The organism is Pseudomonas sp. D(2018) (assembly GCF_005502555.1).
Classification (GTDB): Bacteria; Pseudomonadota; Gammaproteobacteria; order Pseudomonadales; family Pseudomonadaceae; genus Metapseudomonas; species Metapseudomonas resinovorans.
This window is the reverse complement of the sequence record NZ_SCOK01000013.1, coordinates 68,936-92,194: the sequence shown is the minus strand read 5'-3', so window position 1 is coordinate 92,194 and position 23,259 is coordinate 68,936. Positions and strand designations below refer to the sequence as shown.

Below are 23,259 nucleotides of genomic sequence, written 5' to 3'. Positions count from 1 at the left end.
TCGTTTTCCATGCCATTCCCCATTGAGCTGGCGGTCGATCCCGCCACACTGGCGATTCTCGCCGCTGTCGCGTTTCTTGCCGGATTCATCGACGCCATCGCCGGTGGCGGCGGACTGCTGACCATCCCTGCCTTGCTTACCGCCGGGCTGCCACCGCACCTGGTACTGGGCACCAACAAACTCTGCGCCACCTTCGGCTCGGCCACCGCCAGCTTCACCTTCTATCGGCGCAAATTGTTCGATCCCGGCAAATGGCGCCATGCGCTGATTGCCACCGCCATCGGTGCCGCCCTGGGCGCGGTGATCGCCCATTGGCTTCCCGCCGCCTGGCTCAACCAGATGCTGCCGGTGGTGGTCTTCGGATGCGGCCTTTACCTGCTGTTCGGCAAGACCCCGGACGTGGCGCATAGCCAGGATGCTGTCATCCCTCGCGGCCGCCAGTGGCCCCAGGGCCTGGGCCTCGGTTTCTACGACGGTGTCGCCGGCCCGGGCACAGGTGCCTTCTGGACCGTCAGCAGCCTGCTGCTCTACCCGCTGGACCTGGTACGCGCCAGCGGCGTCGCCCGCAGCATGAACTTCGTCAGCAACGCCATGGCCCTGGTGGTCTTCATCGCCGCAGGACAGGTGGCCTGGGCGCTGGGCATCAGCATGGGCGTGGCATTGATGGCAGGCGCTTTCCTGGGTGCGCGCACCGCCATCAAGGGCGGTGCCAAGTTCATCCGCCCGGTGTTCATACTGGTGGTATTGGTGCTGACCGCGCGCCTAGCGTGGCAGCACTGGATCGGCTGAGCCGAGGCGCCGCGCCACGTAGAGATCGATGAGGTAACGCGCGATGGAGCGCTGCGCCGGCAAGGGCGGCAGCGCATCCACGGGGAACCAGCGGGCATCTTCTATCTCACCCGGTTGCGGCACGATCTCGCCGCTACGGTATTCAGCATGGAAACCGAGCATCAGCGAATGCGGGAAAGGCCAGTTCTGGCTGGCGATGTACTGGATATTGCCGATTTCCACGCCGACTTCTTCCCGCACCTCGCGGGCCACGCACTCCTCCACCGACTCGCCCGGTTCGACGAAGCCGGCCAGTGTGCTGTAGACGCCGCTGACGAAGCGCGGAGAACGCGCCAGCAAAAGCTCATCACCACGACTGACCAGCACGATCATGCTCGGCGACAGTCGCGGATAGTGGTGGACTTCGCAACTCGGACAGCGCATCGCCCGCTCGCCCGCAACCGGCTCCATGCGCTGGCCGCAGCTACCACAGAAGCGGTTCTGGTCAGCCCAGGTTCCGATCTGACTGGCATAGCCGAGCATGCGGAAGACATCGGGATCACCCTGCAGCATGACCTGGCGCAGGCCCTGCCAATGGCAACCAGGCACTTCAGCCGGATGGGCCAATTCAAGCAGGTAGATGGAATCGCCGTCGAAGTGGCCGATACCATGCTCGGCCAGCACCGGCAGTTCCTGGCGCTTCAGCCACTCACGTGGGAAGAGCACGCCGTTGCTGTCGGTGAGAAATTGCTGGCGACAATGGGCCACCGCCCAGCCTCCAGGCTTGGAGACATCCAGCAGGCCCGAATGCCAGCGTTCACCAGTCATGTCAGGCTGCCACTGGCAGGCCCAGGGCCCGCACACTGTTGGCAGCCAGGTCGAGGACGTCGACCTGGAAGCCACGGCGCATGCCGGCACCGCCTTCGAGGTAGTACTCAAGGCTGGTCAGGGCATCCGCCAGGGTTTCCAACATCTGCTCCGAAGGCATGAGAGAGGTCTCCAGCATCTGCTGTTGGATGTACTCGGCACAGGCACCGACCAAGGCAGCAGCACGCTCCTGACCAAGGAACCAGAGTCCTCCGCGAACGGCCTGCAGGCTCACCGGCACGTTGGCCAGATGCGGTTTTTCGCCGTTGGACTCCAGGTAGGCGGTAATGGCGCGCTTGGCCAGGGCGAGTCCGGCCTGGGCTTCGTCCAGTACCACGATACGCGCTTCGGCCAATTGGTGGTTGGCAAAGGATTCCGCCTCGTGTCCCGGTTCAGCCACCAGCCGCGCACCCCGGCGCTCACCACTGTCGAGACCGGCCACCATGCTTTCCACATAGAGCACGGCATCGGCCAGCTTGAGCAACTCGCTGGACTCGACCGGCGCGCTTGCGCTCCAGGCGGCAACCATCGGCAATTGCGACTGCAAGGCGTTGCCGGGGGAGTTCAAGCCAACCATGACCAGAGTCTTGGCCAGCTTGCCCAGCAGGGTATGAAGACTCTCGAAGGACTCGCTCGGCGCAGTGCCACGCTCGATCAGGTCGATCATGTCCTTGACGCTGTTCAGCTCTTCGAAGATGGCCGAGGACAGCGAACGCATCACCGCCTGCCCCGGCCCTGACAGGCGCTGGTATTCCTGCTCCAGAAGCTGATCGGAGAAAGGTAGCGCGGTCATGCCGAAGACTTCGCGCAGCTCGCGGGAGCGCGGCCCCTGACTGTCGGCGAGCGCCACCAGGTAGAGGAGTTCTTTCTGCAAGCTGCGTGGCGCCTCGTAGGCCGAGTTGGCCAAAAGCAGCTTGAGCTCTCGGTCCAGGCGCGAGAACAGTTGCTTGCGCGACTTGCGCGCCAGCAACTGGCCGTCGAGCTGCGACTCGATGGCCGCCGCGCCGATCCAGCAGAGACGGCCACGGGACTGCTCGGCGAACAGGCGCTCCAGGCCACCCAGGGCGCGCTCCATCATGCGCAGGGCACTGGGCACCTTATGCCCCCGCAGGAAGCCAAGCAGACCCTGCTGGTAGGCTTGACGGAAACGTCGGGCCAAAGCCTCCGGATCGGCACCCGCAGGCAAACTGCATGCAGTCGCCCCTTGGCGCGTCTGGTCCAGGCGCACGCTGAAAAAATAGCTTTCCGGCAGCGGCGGCTGGCCGCCGGCCTGGCGCAAGTCATTGATCGCCGGTAGCAGCAGCTCAGGCATTTCCTGGCGGTGCACATCCAGGTTTTCCAGGTAGCGACGCAGCACGTGCAGCGCATTGCTCTGGGCCGCCAACTGGACGTCGCGCTCCTCACCGGCCCCGGCGGGAATGTCCGTAGCCTGGTCCAGCAGCTCCTGGGCCAGCAGTTCAGCGCCGGTCAGCTCAATCAGTTTGAGTGTTCCACGCACCTGGTGCATGGCCTCCACCGCTTGCTGCAACAGGCTGCCATTCTGGCGTTCGGCGATGAACTGCTCGAGGCTCTGTTCAGCCTGCTCCATGGTGGCGAACAATTCGTCGCGCACCAGCCCCAGCGAAGTGACTCCGGTGACCATGCCTTAATGCGCCTCCCGCGCGAGTGTGCGGTAGCGCATCAGTCAGCGAACTCTGGCTTCTGTTTGCTCATGTGGGCTGCCATGGCCACGCGCAAATCGGCCGATTGCAACATGGCCGCGTTCCAGGTGGCGATGTACTCGAGGCCATCGTCGACGCGGTGGTCACGCATGTAGCGGATCATTTCCTTGGTGCCGCGCACTGCGATGGGGGACTTGGCGGCAATCTCGTGGGCAATGCCGAACACCCCATCGAGCAGGGCATCCTGATCGGCGTAGGTTCGATTGACCAACCCCAGGCGCTGGGCCTCCTCGCCCTGGATGGTGCGACCGGTGTAGGCCAGCTCACGCATCATGCCGTCACCGATGATGCGTGGCAGGCGCTGCAACGTGCCGACGTCAGCCGCCATTCCGATGTCGATTTCCTTGATGGCGAACTGCGCATCGACAGTCGAATAGCGCATATCGCAGGCGGAGATCAGGTCGATGGCACCGCCCAGGCAGTAGCCCTGGATAGCCGCGATCACCGGCTTGCTGCAGTTGTCGATCGCGTTGAACGAGGCCTGCAGTTCGAGAATCTTGCGGCGCAGGGCACGTGCGTTGCGACCGGCATCCGGACCAAGCTGGGCGCCGACCGAGGCCAGCATCATCAGGTCGATGCCGGACGAAAAATGCTTGCCCGCACCGGAAATCACCACCACCCGCACTTCGTCGTTGTCTTCGATCTCGCGGAATATCTCGACGATCTCTTTCCAGAAATCGGCGTTCATCGCGTTGATCTTTTCCGGACGGTTGATCTGCACATGGGCGATCTTGTCTGCCAACTCTACGCGGAAGGCTTTGTAATCAGGCACGGGACAGTCCTCGGCGTGCGCCACAGAAATGGAGTCGTTCAGGAAGCCCGGCAACTATAACAAGCACGATGTAAAAGTCGATGCTGCCCACTGTGACGCAGGCCACGCCATGCAACTGCCACTTCACATCGAAAACCCGGCTTAAACGCTTGATCTACAGGGACCGGGCTGGCACCTTCCCAGCGCCCTCCAACAATTAGAAGACCAAGGACAACCTCGATGCCCGCCTCGCCCGCCGCCGCACTCGGTCGCAACTTCCTCGGCAACTCGCCCCGTTGGTACAAGCTGTCGATCATCGCGTTCCTGGTGCTGAACCCGCTGGTGCTCTGGCTGTTGGGCCCCGTTCTGTGTTCGTGGCTGCTGGTGGGCGAGTTCATCTTCACCCTGGCGATGGCGCTCAAGTGCTATCCGCTGCTGCCCGGCGGCCTACTCGTGATACAGGCCCTGCTACTCGGCCTGGCGACTCCCGACGCGGTGTACAAGGAGCTCGAGCACAATTTTCCGGTGCTTCTGCTGCTGATGTTCATGGTGGCGGGGATCTACTTCATGAAGGACCTGCTGCTCCTGCTGTTCTCTCGCCTGCTGCTCGGGGTGCGCAGCAAGAGCATGCTGGCGCTGATGTTCTGCCTGTTGTCGGCCTTCCTGTCGGCTTTCCTCGATGCCCTGACCGTGACCGCGGTGATCATCAGCGTCGCCGTGGGCTTCTACGCCGTCTACCACCGTGTGGCCTCCGGCAAGGGCGCGGGTGACGAGCACAGCCACGACTCCGACCATGAAGTGACGAGCGCCAGCCGTGAGGACCTCGACGCCTTCCGCGCCTTCCTCCGCAGCCTGCTGATGCACGCCGCCGTGGGTACCGCCCTGGGCGGCGTCTGCACCCTGGTGGGCGAGCCGCAGAATCTGCTGATCGGTCATGAGGCCGGCTGGCACTTCAAGGAGTTCTTCCTGCGCGTGGCACCGGTCTCGATGCCGGTGCTGGCTGCGGGCCTGCTAACTTGCGTGCTGCTGGAGAAGTTGCGCTGGTTTGGCTACGGCGCCGAACTGCCCGAGAGCGTGCGCCAGGTGCTGGCCCACTTCGACGATGAAGAAACTGCCCGACGCACCCAGTCCCAGCGCATCGCACTTATAGTGCAAGGCGCTGCTGCGCTGATCCTGATCCTCTGCCTCGCGCTGCACCTGGCCGAGGTGGGTCTGATCGGCCTGCTGGTGATCGTGCTGATCACCAGCCTCAACGGCGTGACCGATGAACACCAGATCGGCCGCGCCTTCCAGGACGCCCTGCCCTTCACCGCCCTGCTGGTGACCTTCTTCGCGGTGGTGGCGGTTATCCAGCAGCAGCACCTGTTCACCCCGATTATTCACGCTGTGCTGGCACTGCCGGCGGATGAGCAGCCAGGCATGTTGTTCATCGCCAATGGCTTGCTCTCGGCCATCAGCGACAACGTCTTCGTCGCCACCATCTACATCACTGAAGTGAAGAACGTGCTGGACTCCGGCGGCATGACCCGCGAGCACTTCGACACGCTGGCAGTGGCCATTAATACCGGCACCAACCTGCCCAGTGTGGCGACCCCCAACGGCCAGGCAGCCTTCCTCTTCCTGCTCACCTCATCCATCGCACCGCTGGTGCGCCTGTCTTACGGACGCATGGTGTGGATGGCGCTGCCCTACACCATCGTGATGGGCGTGCTCGGCTGGTGGGCAGTCAGCCACTGGCTCTGACGGCGGCGTCCGCCTGTACCCGGTTGCGCCACTGGCGCCAGGTGTAGAGCGGGATACCGGCCATCAGCACGAGGAAGCCCCAGAAGATGGCCTGCTCGCCGGTGCCATACAGGGCCCAGATGGAGTAGACGAAACCCAGCACGCCGATGGCCACCAGCCGCCCACGTTCGCCTTCGGAGAAGTCGCCGGGTTTCACCGCCAGTTGCTGCAGCAGGGCGGCGGTGCAGAAGGCATACGGCACGACGCCCGTCATGGTGCCGAGCAGGATGATCACGTTGAACACGTCCACCAGGTCGCCCTGGCCATCCACCAGCACCAGCGCGGTGACCAGCACCCCGGAAATCAGCAGGCCATTGGCCGGCACGCCGTGCTTGTTGGTCTTGGCCAGGGACTCAGGCAGCAGGCCGTCGCGGGCGGTGGCCATGGGGATCTGGCCCTGCAGCAGGACCCAGCCGTTCAGCGCACCGAGACACGCGATCACCGCACCGCCGGCCACCAGGTGGTAGCCCCACTCCCCTACCAGCACCCGCGCCGCGTCGGCGAAGGGTGCGGTGGAGCGCGCCAGCACCTCGGGTGGCAACACGCCCTGCACAGCAGTGATGGAAAGGATGTACACGCCGGCCGCCACCAGGGTGCCGAATACCGTGGCTCTTGGGATGGTGCGCTTCGGGTTGTCCACGTGATCCGCCGGCACGGTTGCCGACTCAAGGCCGATGAAGGACCAGAGGGTCAGCGCCGCCGTGGTGGCGATGGCCTGGGCGTAGCCAACCCCACCGGGAAGCTCACTTGCCTCGGGTATTCGCAGGTACTCGGGATTGAAGGAAAACCAGCCCAGCACGCCCACCAGCAGCAGGGGCACCAGCTTGAGCACCGTCAGCAGGTTTTGCGCCAGGCCGAAGGCGCCGATACCGCGCAGGTTGATCAGGGTACAAAGCCAGATGGCGCCGATCGCCGTGGCCACCATCAGCACCGGGTCGCGCAAGGCCGGAATGAATACCTGCAGATAACCCACCAGCGTCACTGAGATGGCGGCATTGCCGATCCAGGCCGCCTTCCAGTAGGTCCAGGCACAAAGGTAGCCGGCGAAGTTGCCGAATCCGTCTCGCGTGTAGGCGTAAGGACCGCCCGCCGCCGGGCTGAGCCGCGCCAGGCGGGCGAAGGTGAGGGCGAGGATCACGGCACCAGTGCTGGAGATCAGCCAGCCGAACAGGCTGAGCCCACCGTAGGCCGCGAGGCTGGAAGGCAGCAGGAACACCCCCGAACCAATCATGTTGCCGACCACCAGCGCGGTGCAGGTCCAGAAGCCCATGCTGCCCCGCGTCTTCTCCCCTTCCCCAGTCGCCATCGCGTCCCCCGCTGGCCGATTTATTCCCTGATGCAGTCCACTGTATAGCAGCGACCTGTAGGACTTTCCTGACAGTGGAGGCCATGCACATCGATATCGAAGCCAGGGAAGCTCAGGTCGAAGATGCGCGCGAATTCCAGGTAATCGATTATTGCGCGGGTTTCCGGGGTGAAGCGCTCACCCGGCATGATCAGTGGTATGCCCGGCGGATAGGGCACCAGCATCACAGCCGCGATGCGCCCTTGCAGCTTGTCCAGCGGCACGGCCTCCACCTCGCCGCGCACCAGCTTGTCGTAGGCATCGGCGGGCTTCATCGCCAGCTCCGGCAGTTTCGTGTACATGCGTCGCAACGCTTTTGGCGTAGCGCTGTTGCGGTAGCAGGCATGCAGCGCGTCGCAGAGGTCACGCAACCCCATGCCGGCATAACGGGCCGCATGAGCGGTGGCGATCGAGGGCAACGCCTCGGCCAGGCTCTGGTTGGCGTCGTAGCCGCGCTTGAACTCCAACAGCTCAGTGAGAAGCGTGCTCCACTTGCCCTTGGTGATCCCCATGGAGAACAGCACCAGGAAGGAATAGAGGCCGGTCTTCTCCACCACCAGCCCGCGCTCCCAGAGGAACTTGCTGACGACGGCCGCGGGAATGCCCTGGTCGCCCAGCTTGCCATCGGCCGTCAGGCCCGGCGTTACCAGCGTGACCTTGATCGGGTCGATCAGCACATAGTCTTCCGACACATCGCCGAAACCGTGCCAATCGGCATCCGGGCGCAGTAGCCAGTCCACCGTGGCGACGCTGTCGGCGCCCTCCACCAGCGGCGGCTGCCAGATGCCGAACCACCAGTCGTCGGTCGTCAGGTTCTGTCGCACATTGGCCAGTGCCCGGCGAAAGCGCAGCGCCTCGTCGAAGGTTTCCTGGATCAGCGAGCGCCCGGCGGGACCTTCCATCATCGCCGACGCCACATCGAGCGAGGCGATGATGCCGTACTGGGGCGAGGTGGAGATGTGCATCATGAAGGCTTCGTTGAAACGATGCCGGTCCAGCTGGCGCGCGCCGCCATCCTGCACGTGGATCATCGAAGCCTGGCTGAACGCCGCCAGCAGCTTGTGGGTGGAATGGGTGGTGAACACCAGCGGCGAGCGTTCATCCCGGCCAGTACACATGCCGTAGCGCCCAGCGTAGAACTCGTGGAAGGCGGCATAGGCGTACCAGGCCTCATCGAAATGCAGCACATCCACCGAGTCGCCCAGGGCCTGTTTGATCAGCTCGGCGTTGTAGCAGAGGCCGTCATAGGTGGAGTTGGTCACTACTGCCAGCTTGACCTTGGGCGCGCGGCCTTTGGCCAGGGGGCTGGCGTCGATTTTCGCCTGGATCGCCTCACGGCTGAACTCGCTGAGCGGGATCGGTCCGATGATGCCCAGCTCGTTGCGCTCCGGCGTCAGGTACAGCGGAATGGCACCGGTCATGATGATCGAGTGGACGATGGACTTGTGGCAGTTGCGGTCCACAAGCACCAGGTCATCGCGGCCCACCATGGAGTGCCAGACGATCTTGTTGGCCGTCGAGGTGCCGTTGATCACGAAGAACGTGTGGTCGGCACCGAAGTTTTGCGCTGCCCGCGCTTCGGCTTCGGCCAACGGACCGGTGTGATCGAGCAGAGACCCCAGTTCCGGCACTGAAACAGAAAGGTCCGAGCGCAGCGTGTTTTCGCCAAAAAACTGGTGGAACGCCTGGCCTACCGGGCTCTTGCGATAAGCAACGCCGCCACCATGCCCCGGCGTGTGCCAGGAGTAGTTGGACTGCGCGGTGTGTTCCACCAGGGCGCGGAAGAACGGCGGCAGCAACCCTTCCAGATAACTGCGCGCGGCGCGGGCCACCTGGCGTGCCAGGAAAGGCACGGTGTCTTCGTAGAGATAAAGCAGGCCGCGCAGTTGGTTGAGGTCGGCCATGGCCTCGGCCGGCGCATTCTCGATGGTCACTTGCTCGCCGAGGGCGAAGATCGGTAGCTGCGGCGCGCGCACCCGTGCAACGCGGATCAACTCCACCATGTCCTGCAACAGCCGCTGGTTCTCCCCGGCGCCTTCGGCAGCGACCAGGATGCAGGCGAGACCATGGTGGGTCGAGGCAACGATGCGCCCTTCGGCGGAGCTGGCGGTGGAGAGAATGGTGAAGCCTTCCTGCTCGAGCTCCCGGGCGATGCAGCGCACACGGTCGCCGGCAACGGTGTCGGCCTTGATGTCACGGTGGACGATGAGGACGGGGAACTTGAGCTCTTTATACATTGTGGCTCCCTGAGGGGCGGGCCTGCCCGCCTATGCCCTCAGGGTAGAAGCTCGTTCGCAGGGGCGGTACCCCTGCTGCCACTGCCTGTACGTAAAAGTCGCAATCAGGAAGCCGGCGGCGCGTCCATCTGAACCCAGAGTGCGGGTGAGCCGGCGGACTTTTCGATGGCCGCCAGGCGGGAAGCATGGGCAGCCAGCTCTTCTTCGCTGGCGCGGATCACTCGGCTGCGTGTGCGATCGGCCGGCAGACGGCGGATCGGCGAAGCCTGAGCACGGCCACCGCCGCCGTCGCCACCATCGCCGGCGAGGGACAAGTTGGTCTGACCACCGGTCATCGCCAGGTAGACGTCGGCAAGGATCTCGGCGTCGAGCAATGCGCCGTGCAGTTCACGATTGGAGTTGTCGACGTCGTAGCGCTTGCACAGGGCGTCCAGGCTGTTGCGCTGACCCGGATGGCGCTCGCGGGCCATCATCAGGGTGTCGAGCACCGTGCAATACTCGGTGACGTCGCTGCGGTCGGACTGCCCCAACAGGGCGAATTCGTTATTGATGAAGCCGATGTCGAACGCCGCGTTGTGGATGATCAGCTCGGCGCCCTTGATGAATTCGAAGAACTCATCGGCAACATCCTTGAACCGCGGCTTGCCCACCAGGAACTCGTTGGTGATGCCGTGTACCGCGATGGCGCCTTCATCCACCTCGCGATCGGGTTGCAGGTAGACGTGGAAGTGCCGCCCGGTGAGGCGCCGGCCTTCCATCTCGACGCAGCCGATCTCGATGACCCGGTGACCATCGGTAACCGGCATGCCGGTGGTTTCAGTGTCGAGGACTACATAACGCATGTTCAGAACCTATGAAGGAGATTGCCGCAAGGGCGGAATTCTAGCGGGCATTCAACTCAGCGACACCCCGATTGGCCAACTGGTCGGCCCGCTCGTTGCCGGGGTGGCCGGTATGGCCGCGCACCCACTGCCAGCGCACGTTGTGGCGATTCACCTGCTCGTCCAGGGCCTGCCAGAGATCGGCATTCTTCACGGGCTGCTTGGCCGCGGTCTTCCAGCCGCGCTTCTTCCAGTTGGGCATCCATTCGGTGATGCCCTGCATCACGTACTGGGAGTCGGTGATGATTTTCACCTCGCATGAACGCTTGAGCGCGACCAGCCCCATGATGGCGGCCATCAGCTCCATGCGGTTGTTGGTGGTATCGCGCTCGCCACCCCAAAGTTCGCGCTCGGCGCCCTTGTAGACCAGCAGCGCACCCCAGCCGCCAGGGCCAGGATTGCCCTTGCAGGCGCCATCGGTATAGATCTCGACCAGATCGCTCACTTATGCCTCATGTTTCGAATCGCACCGGCTGACTTTGGCCACCGGCATGGGAACCAGCTTGCCCATGGGCTCGCGCCGGGCCTGACGCAGTGGCCGCAAGCCGATCACCAGCTTGCGCGCCACCAATAGATAGAAGCCCGCACCGAATCCTTGTCCGGCGGCGCCCCAACGCTCCAGGCGGGCCAGGCGGGATTGCCAGGCGGCTGAAGCGAGCGGCGGACGATAGCACCCGAAGCGTCGTTTCTCCAGCGCGAACCCCAGCAGGTTGAGCCAGTCGTTGACCCGCGTTGGCGAGATGCAGCGCGCCTGGCGCAGGGCGTCGCGAGCGAAGAAATGGCGCACGCCCCAGGCACTCCATGGATTGACTCCGACGATGATCAGATGACCGCCGGGCCGCACACTGCGGGCAGCCTCGCGCAACAGGCTATGGGGAGAAAGACAGAAATCCAGGCCGTGCTGCAGCACCACCACGTCGGCGGCATGCTCGCTCAAGGGCCAGGCGGCCTCTTCGCAGGCGATTTCCACCCCCGGAAGGGGCGCCCCCAGGTGCACGCTGCGCTGGATCTGCTTGGCACCGGGCGGTAGTTCCGCGCGCGGGCCGTAATGCACCAGGTAACCGCCGAAGTAGCGCGCCAGTTCGTCCTCCAGCAACCGCTGTTCTTCGAACAGCATCAACCCGCCCAAGGGGCCTGCGAACCAGGAACGGGCCCCGGTGATTAGCTCGAGCCAGTCGGCATCGGCTTGAGCGAATGCTTTCTCGGTCATGGCAATCTCCTGCGTCAGAGCCCTAAGATGCTCCATTGCTCTCTGCTTGGCGACTCCCTTCATGATCCAGATCGATGCCCTCCCCGCCTTTTCCGACAACTACCTCTGGCTGCTGCAAGATGCCGAAAACCGTCACTGCGCGGTGGTCGACCCGGGTGACGCCGGGCCGGTACTGGCCTGGCTTGAAGCCCATCCCGGCTGGCAGCTGACCGACATTCTGGTCACCCACCACCACCACGATCACATCGGTGGCGTGGCGCGCCTGAAGGAAGCCTGCGGCGCCCGCGTGCTGGGGCCGTCCCGGGAAAAGATCCCCTTGCGCGACCAAGCGCTGGACGAAGGCGACCGGGTACAGGTGCTGGGCCTGGAGTTCCAGGTGATCGAAGTCCCCGGCCATACCCTGGGCCATATCGCTTACTACCATGCGGACGCCACGCAACCGCTACTGTTCTGCGGCGATACGCTGTTCGCCGCCGGCTGTGGCCGTCTGTTCGAAGGCACCCCGGAACAGATGCACCACTCCCTCACCCGCCTGGCAGCGCTTCCGGTGGCCACCCGCATCTACTGCACCCATGAGTACACGCTCAGCAACCTGCGCTTCGCCAAGGCCGTGGAACCCACCAACCGCGCTACGGCCACGCGATTCGACGAAGTCACCCGGCTGCGCGAGCAAGGGGGGATCAGCTTGCCCTCTACCATCGCCCTGGAACTGGCCACCAACCCCTTCCTGCGGGTAACCGAAACATCCGTTAAACAAATGGCCGACGAGCGGGCCGGCCGGGATAACCCTACGCCAACCGAGGTCTTCGCCACCCTCCGAGCCTGGAAAGACCAGTTCTGAACAGTCGGTCAAGCTTTGGTGGACTGGTGAAAACTTGACCAACCATAGGTCGATTTCTAGAATCGCCGGACTTTTTTGCCGGAAAAACCTCACAGCCAATGTTATCTACGCCGATCAAAACCTTCGACCTGGATGCATTGGCACGAGCCGCGCGGGCGCTCGTGGTGGTGTGTGCGGTTACGCTTGCAGGCTGTTCTGGCATGGGCCAGAAGGACGATGACCAGGGCCGCGACACCGACCGCGCGCTGGGCATGAACCAGCAGCCCCAATGGCTGGAAGAAGCCGAAACCGAGCGCGAGCCCCAGGACATCTGGGAGCGCATGCGCAACGGCTTCAAGCTGCAGGATGAAATCGGCGTCAATCCGCGCATTGAGCGCCAGCGCCTCTGGTACGTCAGCAAGCCCTCCTTCCTGGAAAGCGCCAGCGAGCGTGGCAGCCTCTATATCCACTACGTGGTAGAGCGCCTGGAAGAACGCAACATGCCCCTGGAGCTTGCCCTGCTTCCGGTGGTGGAAAGCGCCTACAACCCCTTTGCCTATTCGCGCAGCCATGCTGTGGGCATCTGGCAGTTCATTCCGTCCACGGGCCGCTACTTCAACCTGCGCCAGACCAACTGGTACGACGGCCGTCGCGATATCACCGCCTCCACCAACGCCGCGCTGAACTACCTGGAACGCCTGCACGAGATGTTCAACGGCGACTGGCTGCTAGCACTGGCCGCCTACAATGCGGGCGAAGGCACGGTCAGCCGGGCCATCGAGCGCAACCAGAAACTCGGCCTGCCGACCGACTACTGGAACCTGCCATTGCCCAAGGAAACCCAGGATTATGTGCCCAAGCTGCTGGCACTATCGCAACTGGTGATGGCACCTGAAGCCTATGGCGTGAACCTCGATCCCATCGCCAACGAACCCTACTTCGAGGTGGTGGAAGTCAAGCAGCAGCGCCTCGACCTGTCGCAGGTGGCCGAGCTGGCCGACATGGAAGCCGACGAGATGTACCAGCTCAACCCGGCCTTCAAGAAACGCATCACCATGGACGGCCCGCAACACCTGCTGGTGCCGACCGAGAAGGCCGAGCTGCTGACCGCCAACCTCGCCCTGATGAAGCCCCAGGAACTGGTGGACTGGCAGCAGTACCGGGTGCGCAATGGCGACAGCCTGCACGGCATCGCCAACCGTTATCATGTAACGGTCAAGACCCTGAAGGAAATCAATGGCCTTTCCGGCAACCACCTGCGTGTAGGCCAGCAATTGAGCATTCCGGTCGAGCCAGGCCTGAAACCCGGGCAGCCGCTGTTCCAGAACGTCGCCAGTGCTCCTGCACCCGCCCCGACGCGCAGCCACAAGGTGAAGAGTGGCGACAACCTCTGGTCCATCGCCCGCGAGTACAAGGTGAATGTGCAGGACATCAAGCGCTGGAACCAGCTCAAGGGCAATCACCTCAAGGCCGGTCAGGTCCTGAAACTGCAAGGCGGCGCCCTTCAGGTCGCCAGCGCCAGCCAAGGCGGCACGTCCAAGGGCAAGGGCCGCGAATCAGTGACCTATTACAAGGTCAAGCGGGGCGACTCCCTCTACCTGATCGCCAAGCGTTTCAACGTCGAGATGAAACACCTGCAACGCTGGAATCCGCGCAGTGGCACCGGCCTGAAGCCGGGCCAGACCCTGACCGTCTATCTGCCCTGACGCCCTCCACCCACACGGTGTAAATCGGCGTCGAGCAAAGCGCGACCCAGTATCACCTGCAGCCCCCCGCTGGGCCTCACGGCCCCTGACCGCGGCTATTTCTGCGCCATCGCCGCCAGGCACCGCCCCGCTGCCTGAGCGAAATGCTGAAATGCCACGAACTGCTCATGCCTGAGCGCCCGGCCAGAAAGTCGGCAATCAGCGTAGATCACCCCGATCTCGCGCTTGCCGGCCAGCAGTGGCGCGACGAAGAACATCCCCTGCCCCAGCCACTCGCGCATCGGGCGCGTCACCAGGTCGTTCAGGCTGTAACTGGCGGGAACGCCCATCCACAAGGTCTCGCGGGTACGCAAGACGTAGCTGAACAGGTTGGCCTGCTCGGGCAAGTCGGCCGGCAAGGCGAAGTCACTCAGCCACCGCTCGCTGCCCTCACCCACTGCGCGGCGCGCCGTGAAGCGACTGCGCTGGTCTGCCAGCACAGCCACCATTACCCGCTCTATCCCGGCCCCCCGGTGCAAGCCCTGAAGCAGGGTATCCAGCACCAGGTTGACGTCGGCCTTGCGCGACACCAGCATGCCGAGTTCCTGCAGGGCCTGCTGCATGACCAGCAGGTTGGGTTGAAGCAACTGCGCCTGGCGCTGCTCGCGCTGAACGCGAATCTGTTCCGGGTCGGTGTGGGGAATCAGGTGGCAAAGCTTGCTGGCGCCAAAGGTCGTCGCCACCTTGACCGCCTCATCGGCATTGGCCAGAACCTGCTGAAGCGCCTCCTCCCGACCGAGGCCCACCAGGCTGGCGAACTGCTCCACCAGTAGCGTCATGGCTGGAGAGTCCCAGCCCTGCAGGGCTGACTCACTGATGCGCACACCCAAGCTCACAGCCTTCACCGCCGGGTCGCTCTGGGACGAGCCGACGTGGGCGAGGCTCGCCAGTTCCCCCAGGTTCCAGCTACGCACCAGTCCCAAGGTCAGCTGGCGAAAACTGGTGCCCAGCACGTCGCGTACGGCCTGCTCTTCGTCGACCCCTGGTTGCGCCAAGGCTGCGGCCAGCTCATCGGCCTGATCGCCGCCACAGCCCCAGAACGCCAGCTCCCCCAGATTGTGCAGCAGGGCGGCAATGAATACCTCTTCCTGGCTGCGCGCCAGCAGGTAGCCTGCAATGTTGCGTGCCTGCACCGCGGCATGGAAGGAACGCGCCAGGAGCGCCGGCAGTTGCTCCCGTGGGCCGCGAGTCAGCAGGCTGTCGATCAGGCTCACGGAGAGACCAATCAGGCGCACGTTCTCGAAACCGATCAGTACGATGGCGCGGGAGATCGTGCGGATCGCCTCCTGGGAGGGGTTGTAGTAGACGCTGTTGGCGACCTTCAGCACCTTGGAGGTCAGGGTCGCGTCACGCAGTAGCACATCGGCCAACTGCTGCACGGAGGATTTGTCCTGTTGGGCCATATGGTGCAAGTCCTGCACCACCGCGGCCAGGGCGGGCAATTCGGCCTCGTTGAACCGGTCTATCCATGACTGCAAACCATGGCTGCGTTCACCCAAGATTGGCACCTCTGCAAAAAATTCCGGATGGTGGCCAGAATGCTGGCCAGCTAGCCGCAGGCTGGCTCTTTTTTCTTGCCTGTACAAGCTGTTACTGTACTTGCCAGCCGTCACCGCCGACACCCGCAGCGCGTGACCCCCGACACGATTTCGCCGGCCCGAGGCCCGCGCCTTCCCGCCAGCGAGGCCAGCGCCCATATGCCCGACACAACAGCCATGGATCGGACCCCCGCCTGATGCGTCGCCTTGCGTTCATGCTCATCGGCCTGCTGGCCCAACCCTGCTTCGCCAGCCTGATTGAAAGCCACGGCTATGCGCAGTTCGGCACCCTGAAGTACCCCGCCAACTTCGACCATTTCGACTGGGTCAACCCCAGTGCCCCCAAGGGCGGAACACTGCGGGTCATGGCCTTCGGCAACTTCGACACCCTCAATCCCTACACTTTCAAGGGCACCAGTCCGGTGGCCACGCCCAACTTTCTGCAGTACGGCGTCACCGAACTGAACGAGCCATTGATGGTGGGTACCGGCCAGTACGACCCGTCCGGGGACGAGCCCGCCTCGAGCTACGGGCTGATCGCCAGGAGCGTCGAATACAGCGAGGACCGAAGCTGGGTGGTATTCAACCTGCGCGAGGAAGCCCGCTTCCACGACGGCAAGCCGATTACCGCCTATGACGTTGCCTTCTCCTACCGCACGTTGGCCGAGAACGGCCATCCGCAATACCGCACCAGCCTGCAGGAAGTGAAGCGGGTCGACATCCTCAACCGCCACCGCATTCGCTTTGTACTCAAGCGCGCCGGCAACCCGCTGTTGATCCTGCGCCTTGGCGAATTGCCCGTTCTCCCCCAGCACTACTGGGAAAACCGCGACTTCAAGGCCACCACCTTCGAGCCCCCCCTGGGCAGCGGTCCTTATCGCATCACTCAGGTCCGGCCTGGACGCAGCCTGGTATTCGAGCGGGTCAAGGACTGGTGGGGCAAGAAACTGCCGGCCAACCGTGGCAAGTACAACTTTGATCGGGTCGAAGTGGAGTTCTACCGCGACAGCAACGTCGCGTTCGAAGCCTTCAAGGCTGGGGAGTTTGATTTCTACATCGAGCATCAGGCGAAGAACTGGGCCAATGGCTATCGTTTCCCGGCCATCGCCCGTGGCGACGTCATACGCGCCGAGATCCCGCACCAGATCCCAACCCAGACCCAGGCCCTGTTCATGAACACCCGCCGCGCCGTATTCAGTGACCGCAAGGTGCGCGAAGCGATGGGGCTGATGTTCGACTTCGAATGGACCAACCGTACCCTGTTCAACAACGCCTATATGCGCTCCACCAGCTACTACCCCAATAGCGAGTTCAGCGCCCAGGGCAAGCCCGAGGGGCACGAGTGGCTGCTGCTGTCACCCCACCGCAAGGAGTTGCCGGAGTCGCTGTTCATCCAGCCGTTCCAGGTGCCCACCACCGAGGGTCGCGGCATCCCGCGGGAAACCCTTCGCCGCGCCATCGGTCTATTGGCCGGAGCCGGTTGGAAGCTGTCTGGCCAGCGCCTGGTGAATGATCGTGGCCAGCCGCTGCGTTTTGAAATCCTGCTGGTCAACCCGAACCTTGAACGCATCCTCCAGCCCTATCGCGAAAACCTTGCCAGCATCGGCATCGACGTCAGCCTGAGGACCGTGGACCGCGCGCAGTACAAACAGCGCCTCGACCACTTCGACTACGACATGATCCTGATGACCCTGCCGCAGACCCTGAGTCCTGGCCTGGAGCAATACCTCTACTTCCACTCCAGCCAGGTGGGCGTGAAGGGCAGCAAGAATTACGCGGGCGTCGCCAACCCGGTGACCGACGACTTGATCGACAAGCTACTCGGCGCCCAGAGCCGCGACGAACAATTGGCCGCCGCGCGAGCACTCGACCGCACCCTGCTCTGGGAGCACTACAGCATCCCTAACTGGTACATCAATTATCACCGCCTGGCCTACCGCAACCGGTTCGCCTTCGTCACCACGCCGCCCTACACCCTGGGCCTGCGTGCCTGGTGGCTGAAGCCCACGGAGAACGCCCGATGAGCAAAACGCTGCGCAACCGCTGCCTGCAAGGTTGTGGCGCCCTGCTGCTGTCCCTGGCCGGCCTCGCCACGGCCGAGCCCAAGTACGCCATCACCCTGTATGACGAGCCTGCCAAGTACCCGGCAAACTTCACGCACTTTTCCTGGGTCAACCCGGAGGCTCCCAAGGGCGGCGTCCTGCGTCTCGCCGGCGTCGGCGGGTTCGACAGCCTCAACCCCTTCATTCCGCGGGGCAATTCGGCCGACCAGATCGGCCTGATCTACGACAGCCTGACCTTCCATTCCCCGGATGAACCCTTCACCGAGTACGGCCTGCTGGCGGAGCGGATCGAAAAGGCGCCGGACAACAGCTACGTGCGCTTCTACCTGAATCCCAAGGCGCGCTTCCACGATGGCCAGCCGGTGACGGCCGAGGACGTGATTTTCACCTTCAACATCCTGGTCGAACATGGCGACCCCATGTACCGCCACTATTACGCCGACGTGGCCAAGGTGGAGGCCGAGGACAGGTTGCGCGTGCGCTTCGACTTCAAGCACGCGGGCAATCGCGAACTGCCGCTGATCCTCGGCCAGATCCAGGTACTGCCCAAGCACTACTGGGAAGGTCGCGACTTCGGCAAGACCGACCTCTCTCCGCCGCTCGGCAGCGGCCCTTACCGCATCGCCAAGGTGGACGCTGGCCGCTCCATTCGCTATGAGCGGGTCAAGGACTGGTGGGCCAAAGACCTTCCGGTCACGCGCGGTTACTACAACTTCGATGCGATAACCGTCGACTACTACCGCGACATGTCGGTGTCACTGGAGGCCTTCAAGGCCGGCCAGTTCGACTTCAACCTGGAGTACTCCGCCAAGGACTGGGCCACCGGCTACGAAAGCCCTGCCCTGCGCGCCGGCAAGATCATCAAGGAAGCCATCCCGAACCACAACCCGACCGGGATGCAGGGCTTTGCCTTCAACATTCGCCGACCAGCATTCCAGGACCGTCGGGTACGCGAGGCCATCGCCCAGCTGTTTGACTTCGAATGGGCCAACAAGCAGCTGTTCTTCGGCGCCTACAAACGCACCAGCAGCTACTTCGAGAACTCGGAGATGGCGTCCCACGAGATGCCTGATGCCGAGGAGCTGAAAATCCTCGAGCCGCTGCGTGACCAGGTGCCGAGCGAAGTCTTCACCCAGGTGTTCAAACCGCCGGTGAGTGACGGCAGCGGCATCATCCGCGACCAGAAACGCCGCGCTTACCAGTTGCTCATGGAGGCCGGCTACAAGATCGAGAACGACAAGATGGTCGGTCCGGACGGCAAGCCCCTGGCCTTCGAGATCCTCATCGCCCAGGCCAACCTGGAACGGGTTATCCTGCCCTTCAAGCGCAACCTGGCGGAGTTGGGCATCGATCTGCAGATTCGCCGCGTGGACGTTTCCCAGTACATCAACCGCCTGCGCTCGCGCGACTTCGACATGATCCCTGCCACCTGGGGGCAGTCCAGCTCGCCAGGCAACGAACAGATGGAGTTCTGGCACTCGCGCAGCGCCGACAGTGCTGGCAGCCGCAACTTCATCGGCTTGCGCGACCCTGCCATCGACAAGCTGGTGGAGGGCCTGATCCGCGCCGACTCGCGCAAAAGCCTGGTGAAACACGCCCGCGCCCTCGATCGGGTGCTGCTCTGGGGTCACTATGTGGTGCCTAACTACTACGTCGACACCTGGCGCGTGGCCTACTGGAACCACTTCCAGCGCCCCGAAACGACGCCGCTCTATGACTACAGCCTGATGACCTGGTGGCAGAAACCGGGCACGGAAACTGCTGACGAGTCCGAGCAAGCCCCCTCCGAGCCGGATGCCCAGTAAATGCTCGCCTACATACTGCGTCGACTGCTGCTGATCATTCCCACCCTGTTCGGCATCCTGCTGATCAACTTCATCATCATCCAGGCCGCTCCCGGTGGCCCGGTGGAACAGATGATCGCCAAACTGGAAGGCTTCGATGCCGCGGCCGGTGGCGCCACCGGACGCATCTCCGGCGGCGGCTCGGAAGTGGCCACGGCCGGCTCGAACTACCGCGGCGCCCAGGGCCTCGACCCGGAACTGGTGGCCGAGATCGAGAAGATGTACGGCTTCGACAAGCCGGCGCCGGAACGCTTCTGGCTGATGATCACCAACTACCTGAAACTGGATTTCGGCAATAGCTTCTTCCGTGATGCCAAGGTCACCGACCTGATCATCGAGAAGTTGCCGGTATCCATCTCCCTTGGGCTCTGGAGCACCCTGATCATGTACCTGGTCTCCATACCCCTGGGGATCGCCAAGGCCGTGCGCCACGGCAGCGCCTTCGATGTCTGGAGCAGCACGGCGATCATCATCGGCTACGCCATTCCTGCATTCCTGTTCGCCATCCTGCTGATCGTGCTCTTCGCCGGTGGCAGCTACTTCGACTGGTTCCCCCTTCGCGGCCTCACGTCGAACAACTTCGACGAACTGAGCCTGACCGGCAAGATTCTCGACTACTTCTGGCACCTGGCCCTGCCAGTGACTGCGCTGGTGATCGGTAACTTCGCCACCCTCACCCTGCTGACCAAGAACAGCTTTCTCGATGAGATCAACAAACAGTACGTGACCACCGCCCGCGCCAAGGGCCTGTCGGAAAACCGCGTGCTTTACGGCCACGTATTCCGTAATGCGATGCTGCTGATCATCGCCGGCTTCCCGGCGGCCTTCATCGGCCTGTTCTTCACTGGATCGCTACTGATCGAGGTGATCTTCTCCCTCGACGGCCTGGGCCTGTTGAGCTTCGAGTCCGCGCTGAATCGCGATTACCCCGTGGTGTTCGGCACACTCTTCATCTTCACCTTGCTGGGACTGGTCGTGAAACTGATCGGCGATCTCACCTACACCCTGGTCGATCCACGCATCGACTTCGAAAACCGGGAGGGTTGAGCATGGCCCTCTCCCCAATCAACCAGCGCCGCTTCGCACGTTTCAAGGCCAACAAGCGCGGCTGGTGGTCACTCTGGCTGTTCCTGATTCTCTTCGTCCTGAGCCTGGGCGCCGAAATGATCGCCAACGACAAGCCATTGATGGTCGACTACGACGGCCAGTGGTACTTCCCTTTCCTCAAGCGCTATCCAGAAACCACCTTCGGCGGCGAGTTCCCGCTGGAAGCCAACTACAAGACGCCCTATATCCGCGAGCTGATCGAATCCAAGGGCGGCAGCATGATCTGGGCGCCCATTCCCTTCAGCTACGACACCATCAACTACGAACTCAAGGTACCGGCTCCAGCACCGCCCTCGGCGGAAAACTGGCTGGGTACGGACGACCAGGGGCGCGATGTGATGGCCCGGGTCATCTATGGCTTCCGCATCTCGGTGCTGTTCGCCCTGACCCTGACCCTGCTGAGCTCCATCATCGGTGTGATCGCGGGAGCCTTGCAGGGCTTCTACGGCGGCTGGGTGGACCTGGCCGGCCAACGCTTCCTGGAAATCTGGTCCGGCCTGCCGGTGCTCTACCTCCTGATCATCCTGGCCAGCTTCGTGCAGCCGAACTTCTGGTGGCTGCTGGGCATCATGCTGCTGTTCTCATGGATGAGCCTGGTGGACGTGGTGCGTGCCGAATTTCTCCGTGGCCGCAACCTGGAATACGTGCGCGCGGCCCGCGCACTGGGCATGGAGAATGGCGCCATCATGTTCCGCCACATCCTGCCCAATGCCATGGTGTCCACCATGACCTTCATGCCATTCATCCTCACCGGCGCCATCGGCACCTTGACCGCGCTGGACTTCCTTGGCTTCGGCCTTCCACCGGGAGCCCCCTCTCTCGGCGAGTTGGTGGCCCAGGGCAAATCCAACCTGCAGGCTCCCTGGCTGGGTATTTCTGCCTTCATGGTGCTGGCGACCATGCTGACATTGCTGGTGTTCATCGGCGAAGCCGCGCGCGATGCGTTCGACCCGAGGAAGTGAAATGAGCGAGAACCTGATCGAAATACGCGACCTCGCCGTCGAGTTCGTCACCGGCGAGAAGGTCCAGCGCGTGGTCGAGGGCGTCAGCTTCGACATCCGCAAAGGCGAAACCCTGGCCCTGGTGGGCGAAAGCGGCTCCGGCAAGTCGGTAACCGCGCACTCCATCCTGCGCCTGTTGCCCTACCCGCTCGCCCGCCACCCGAACGGCAGCATCAACTACGCCGGCAAGGACCTGCTGAAGCTGCCCGAAAGCAAGCTGCGCGCTATTCGCGGCAACCGCATCGCCATGGTCTTCCAAGAGCCCATGACCTCGCTCAATCCGCTGCACAGCATCGAGAAGCAGATCAACGAAGTGCTGGGCCTGCACAAGGGGCTGACTGGCAAGGCCGCCACCAAACGCACCCTGGAGCTGCTGGAGCTGGTCGGCATCCCCGAACCGCACAAGCGCCTCAAGGCCTTTCCCCACGAGCTTTCCGGTGGGCAACGGCAACGGGTGATGATCGCAATGGCTCTGGCCAACGAGCCGGAGCTCCTGATCGCCGACGAACCCACTACTGCGCTGGATGTCACCGTCCAGCTGAAAATCCTCGAGCTGCTAAAGGAACTGCAGGCACGCCTGGGCATGGCGTTGTTGCTGATCAGCCATGACCTCAACCTGGTGCGGAGAATTGCGCATCGTGTATGTGTCATGCAGCGAGGTTGCATCGTCGAACAAGCGTCGTGTGATGAGCTGTTCCACGCACCGCAGCATCCCTACACCAAGGAACTGCTCGGCGCCGAGCCTTCGGGCCAGCCGGCACAGAACCCGGTGGGAGCACCACTGCTGGAGGTCGATGACCTGCGCGTGTGGTTCCCGATCAAGAAGGGCTTGCTGCGACGCACCGTGGATCACGTGAAGGCCGTGGACGGCGTCAATTTCAGCCTGCTGCAGGGCCAGACCCTGGGTATCGTGGGCGAAAGCGGCTCCGGCAAGTCCACGCTGGGCCTGGCGATTCTCCGGCTGCTGGGCAGCCGGGGCGGCATCCGTTTCCAGGGCCAGGCACTGGACGGACTGTCGCAGAAGGACGTGCGGCCGTTCCGGCGCGAGATGCAAGTGGTCTTCCAGGACCCCTTCGGCAGTCTCAGCCCCCGCATGTGCGTGGGCCAGATTGTCGGCGAGGGGCTTCGAATCCACCGCATCGGCACCGAGGCGGAGCAGGAACAGGCCATCATCGACGCGCTCCTGGAGGTAGGGTTGGACCCGGAAACCCGGCACCGCTACCCCCACGAGTTTTCCGGAGGGCAACGGCAGCGGATTGCCATTGCCCGGGCGTTGGTGCTGAAACCGGCACTGATCCTGCTGGACGAGCCCACCTCGGCGCTCGACCGGACGGTTCAGCGCCAAGTGGTGGAGTTGTTGCGTAGGTTGCAGACCAAGTACGACTTGACCTACCTGTTCATCAGCCATGATCTGGCGGTGGTCCGGGCATTGAGCCACCAGCTGATGGTGATCAAGCACGGACAGGTGGTCGAGCAGGGTCCAGCCGAAGGCATCTTCGCCTCACCGCAGCACAGCTATACGAAGCAGTTGCTGGAAGCCGCATTCCTGGCTCCAGAAACTGCCCATTAACCAGAAGAG

The 23,259-nt window shown here is 63.4% G+C and carries 18 protein-coding genes; 9 read left to right on the top strand and 9 right to left on the bottom strand.

What is annotated here, in order from left to right:
* Nucleotides 1–9: 9 nt before the first annotated feature.
* Entirely contained in the window at nt 10–789 is a 780-nt protein-coding gene (locus FFS60_RS11175; protein ID WP_028627744.1) for a TSUP family transporter, read from the top strand.
* On the opposite strand, the gene nudC is transcribed toward FFS60_RS11175, so the two are convergent.
* The 3 genes from nudC to FFS60_RS11160 are packed head-to-tail and all read right to left on the bottom strand — an operon-like array spanning nt 763 to nt 4,128.
* Entirely contained in the window at nt 763–1,596 is an 834-nt protein-coding gene (gene nudC / locus FFS60_RS11170; protein WP_028627745.1) for an NAD(+) diphosphatase, read from the bottom strand. The two genes, FFS60_RS11175 and nudC, sit on opposite strands and share 27 nt — an antisense overlap.
* 1 nt (nt 1,597) lies before the next feature.
* On the bottom strand, nt 1,598–3,277 hold the full coding sequence (locus FFS60_RS11165) for a hypothetical protein (RefSeq protein ID WP_028627746.1): 1,680 nt from the start codon (nt 3,275–3,277) through the stop codon (nt 1,598–1,600).
* A gap of 38 nt (nt 3,278–3,315) precedes the next feature.
* Nucleotides 3,316–4,128 carry a crotonase/enoyl-CoA hydratase family protein gene (locus tag FFS60_RS11160; protein ID WP_028627747.1) on the bottom strand — a complete coding sequence of 271 codons (813 nt, stop codon included), beginning with the start codon at nt 4,126–4,128 and terminating at the stop codon, nt 3,316–3,318.
* A 219-nt stretch (nt 4,129–4,347) separates the two neighbouring features.
* Between FFS60_RS11160 and nhaB the strand changes: the two genes are divergently transcribed.
* Entirely contained in the window at nt 4,348–5,850 is a 1,503-nt protein-coding gene (nhaB, locus tag FFS60_RS11155; protein ID WP_137821998.1) for a sodium/proton antiporter NhaB, read from the top strand.
* Here nhaB and FFS60_RS11150 read toward each other — a convergent pair.
* The 5 genes from FFS60_RS11150 to FFS60_RS11130 form a co-directional block, all read right to left on the bottom strand.
* Nucleotides 5,834–7,195: an amino acid permease gene (locus FFS60_RS11150; RefSeq protein WP_137821997.1), complete on the bottom strand. Its 1,362-nt coding sequence runs from the start codon at nt 7,193–7,195 to the stop codon at nt 5,834–5,836. The genes nhaB and FFS60_RS11150 overlap by 17 nt on opposite strands.
* 20 nt (nt 7,196–7,215) lie before the next feature.
* Nucleotides 7,216–9,471 carry an arginine/lysine/ornithine decarboxylase gene (locus tag FFS60_RS11145; RefSeq protein ID WP_137821996.1) on the bottom strand — a complete coding sequence of 752 codons (2,256 nt, stop codon included), beginning with the start codon at nt 9,469–9,471 and terminating at the stop codon, nt 7,216–7,218.
* 104 nt (nt 9,472–9,575) lie between these two features.
* Complete coding sequence (gene dnaQ, locus FFS60_RS11140; RefSeq protein ID WP_137821995.1) at nt 9,576–10,313, bottom strand: DNA polymerase III subunit epsilon; 738 nt, start codon at nt 10,311–10,313, stop codon at nt 9,576–9,578.
* A gap of 40 nt (nt 10,314–10,353) precedes the next feature.
* Nucleotides 10,354–10,797 carry a ribonuclease HI gene (rnhA, locus tag FFS60_RS11135; RefSeq protein ID WP_028627752.1) on the bottom strand — a complete coding sequence of 148 codons (444 nt, stop codon included), beginning with the start codon at nt 10,795–10,797 and terminating at the stop codon, nt 10,354–10,356.
* On the bottom strand, nt 10,798–11,562 hold the full coding sequence (locus FFS60_RS11130; RefSeq protein ID WP_028627753.1) for a methyltransferase domain-containing protein: 765 nt from the start codon (nt 11,560–11,562) through the stop codon (nt 10,798–10,800).
* A gap of 61 nt (nt 11,563–11,623) precedes the next feature.
* Here FFS60_RS11130 and gloB point away from each other — a divergent pair, with 61 nt between their 5' ends.
* Both gloB and FFS60_RS11120 read left to right on the top strand, forming a co-directional pair.
* Nucleotides 11,624–12,403 (top strand): hydroxyacylglutathione hydrolase, encoded by a 780-nt coding sequence (gloB, locus tag FFS60_RS11125; RefSeq protein ID WP_137821994.1) that lies wholly within the window; start codon nt 11,624–11,626, stop codon nt 12,401–12,403.
* A 98-nt stretch (nt 12,404–12,501) separates the two neighbouring features.
* The gene (locus FFS60_RS11120) at nt 12,502–14,088 is read left to right on the top strand and encodes a LysM peptidoglycan-binding domain-containing protein (protein ID WP_137821993.1); all 1,587 of its coding nucleotides are present in this window, start codon (nt 12,502–12,504) and stop codon (nt 14,086–14,088) included.
* A 95-nt stretch (nt 14,089–14,183) separates the two neighbouring features.
* Here the strand turns inward: FFS60_RS11120 and FFS60_RS11115 are convergent, their stop codons facing one another.
* Nucleotides 14,184–15,626: an HDOD domain-containing protein gene (locus tag FFS60_RS11115; protein WP_171016513.1), complete on the bottom strand. Its 1,443-nt coding sequence runs from the start codon at nt 15,624–15,626 to the stop codon at nt 14,184–14,186.
* A gap of 236 nt (nt 15,627–15,862) precedes the next feature.
* Between FFS60_RS11115 and FFS60_RS11110 the strand changes: the two genes are divergently transcribed.
* Genes FFS60_RS11110 through FFS60_RS11090 form a run of 5 tightly spaced genes read left to right on the top strand, consistent with a single transcriptional unit; the run spans nt 15,863 to nt 23,250 of the window.
* Nucleotides 15,863–17,689, top strand: coding sequence for an extracellular solute-binding protein (locus FFS60_RS11110; RefSeq protein ID WP_137821992.1), 1,827 nt, complete (start codon nt 15,863–15,865; stop codon nt 17,687–17,689).
* Nucleotides 17,686–19,533, top strand: a complete 1,848-nt coding sequence (locus FFS60_RS11105) for an extracellular solute-binding protein (protein WP_137821991.1) — start codon at nt 17,686–17,688, stop codon at nt 19,531–19,533. The genes FFS60_RS11110 and FFS60_RS11105 overlap by 4 nt, the downstream gene beginning before the upstream one ends.
* Nucleotides 19,534–20,619 (top strand): microcin C ABC transporter permease YejB, encoded by a 1,086-nt coding sequence (locus FFS60_RS11100; RefSeq protein WP_028627757.1) that lies wholly within the window; start codon nt 19,534–19,536, stop codon nt 20,617–20,619.
* A gap of 2 nt (nt 20,620–20,621) precedes the next feature.
* Nucleotides 20,622–21,641, top strand: coding sequence for an ABC transporter permease (locus FFS60_RS11095; protein ID WP_028627758.1), 1,020 nt, complete (start codon nt 20,622–20,624; stop codon nt 21,639–21,641).
* Nucleotide 21,642: 1 nt separating this feature from the next.
* On the top strand, nt 21,643–23,250 hold the full coding sequence (locus tag FFS60_RS11090) for an ABC transporter ATP-binding protein (RefSeq protein WP_137821990.1): 1,608 nt from the start codon (nt 21,643–21,645) through the stop codon (nt 23,248–23,250).
* Nucleotides 23,251–23,259 lie beyond the last annotated feature (9 nt).

Coding starts and splice junctions, on each gene's coding strand:
- FFS60_RS11175 (WP_028627744.1), top strand. CDS start 10: ATGCCATTCCCCATTGAGCTGGCGGTCGATCCCGCCACACTGGCGATT.
- nudC (WP_028627745.1), bottom strand. CDS start 1,596: ATGACTGGTGAACGCTGGCATTCGGGCCTGCTGGATGTCTCCAAGCCT.
- FFS60_RS11165 (WP_028627746.1), bottom strand. CDS start 3,277: ATGGTCACCGGAGTCACTTCGCTGGGGCTGGTGCGCGACGAATTGTTC.
- nhaB (WP_137821998.1), top strand. CDS start 4,348: ATGCCCGCCTCGCCCGCCGCCGCACTCGGTCGCAACTTCCTCGGCAAC.
- FFS60_RS11150 (WP_137821997.1), bottom strand. CDS start 7,195: ATGGCGACTGGGGAAGGGGAGAAGACGCGGGGCAGCATGGGCTTCTGG.
- FFS60_RS11145 (WP_137821996.1), bottom strand. CDS start 9,471: ATGTATAAAGAGCTCAAGTTCCCCGTCCTCATCGTCCACCGTGACATC.
- dnaQ (WP_137821995.1), bottom strand. CDS start 10,313: ATGCGTTATGTAGTCCTCGACACTGAAACCACCGGCATGCCGGTTACC.
- FFS60_RS11130 (WP_028627753.1), bottom strand. CDS start 11,562: ATGACCGAGAAAGCATTCGCTCAAGCCGATGCCGACTGGCTCGAGCTA.
- gloB (WP_137821994.1), top strand. CDS start 11,624: ATGATCCAGATCGATGCCCTCCCCGCCTTTTCCGACAACTACCTCTGG.
- FFS60_RS11120 (WP_137821993.1), top strand. CDS start 12,502: ATGTTATCTACGCCGATCAAAACCTTCGACCTGGATGCATTGGCACGA.
- FFS60_RS11110 (WP_137821992.1), top strand. CDS start 15,863: ATGCGTCGCCTTGCGTTCATGCTCATCGGCCTGCTGGCCCAACCCTGC.
- FFS60_RS11105 (WP_137821991.1), top strand. CDS start 17,686: ATGAGCAAAACGCTGCGCAACCGCTGCCTGCAAGGTTGTGGCGCCCTG.
- FFS60_RS11100 (WP_028627757.1), top strand. CDS start 19,534: ATGCTCGCCTACATACTGCGTCGACTGCTGCTGATCATTCCCACCCTG.
- FFS60_RS11095 (WP_028627758.1), top strand. CDS start 20,622: ATGGCCCTCTCCCCAATCAACCAGCGCCGCTTCGCACGTTTCAAGGCC.
- FFS60_RS11090 (WP_137821990.1), top strand. CDS start 21,643: ATGAGCGAGAACCTGATCGAAATACGCGACCTCGCCGTCGAGTTCGTC.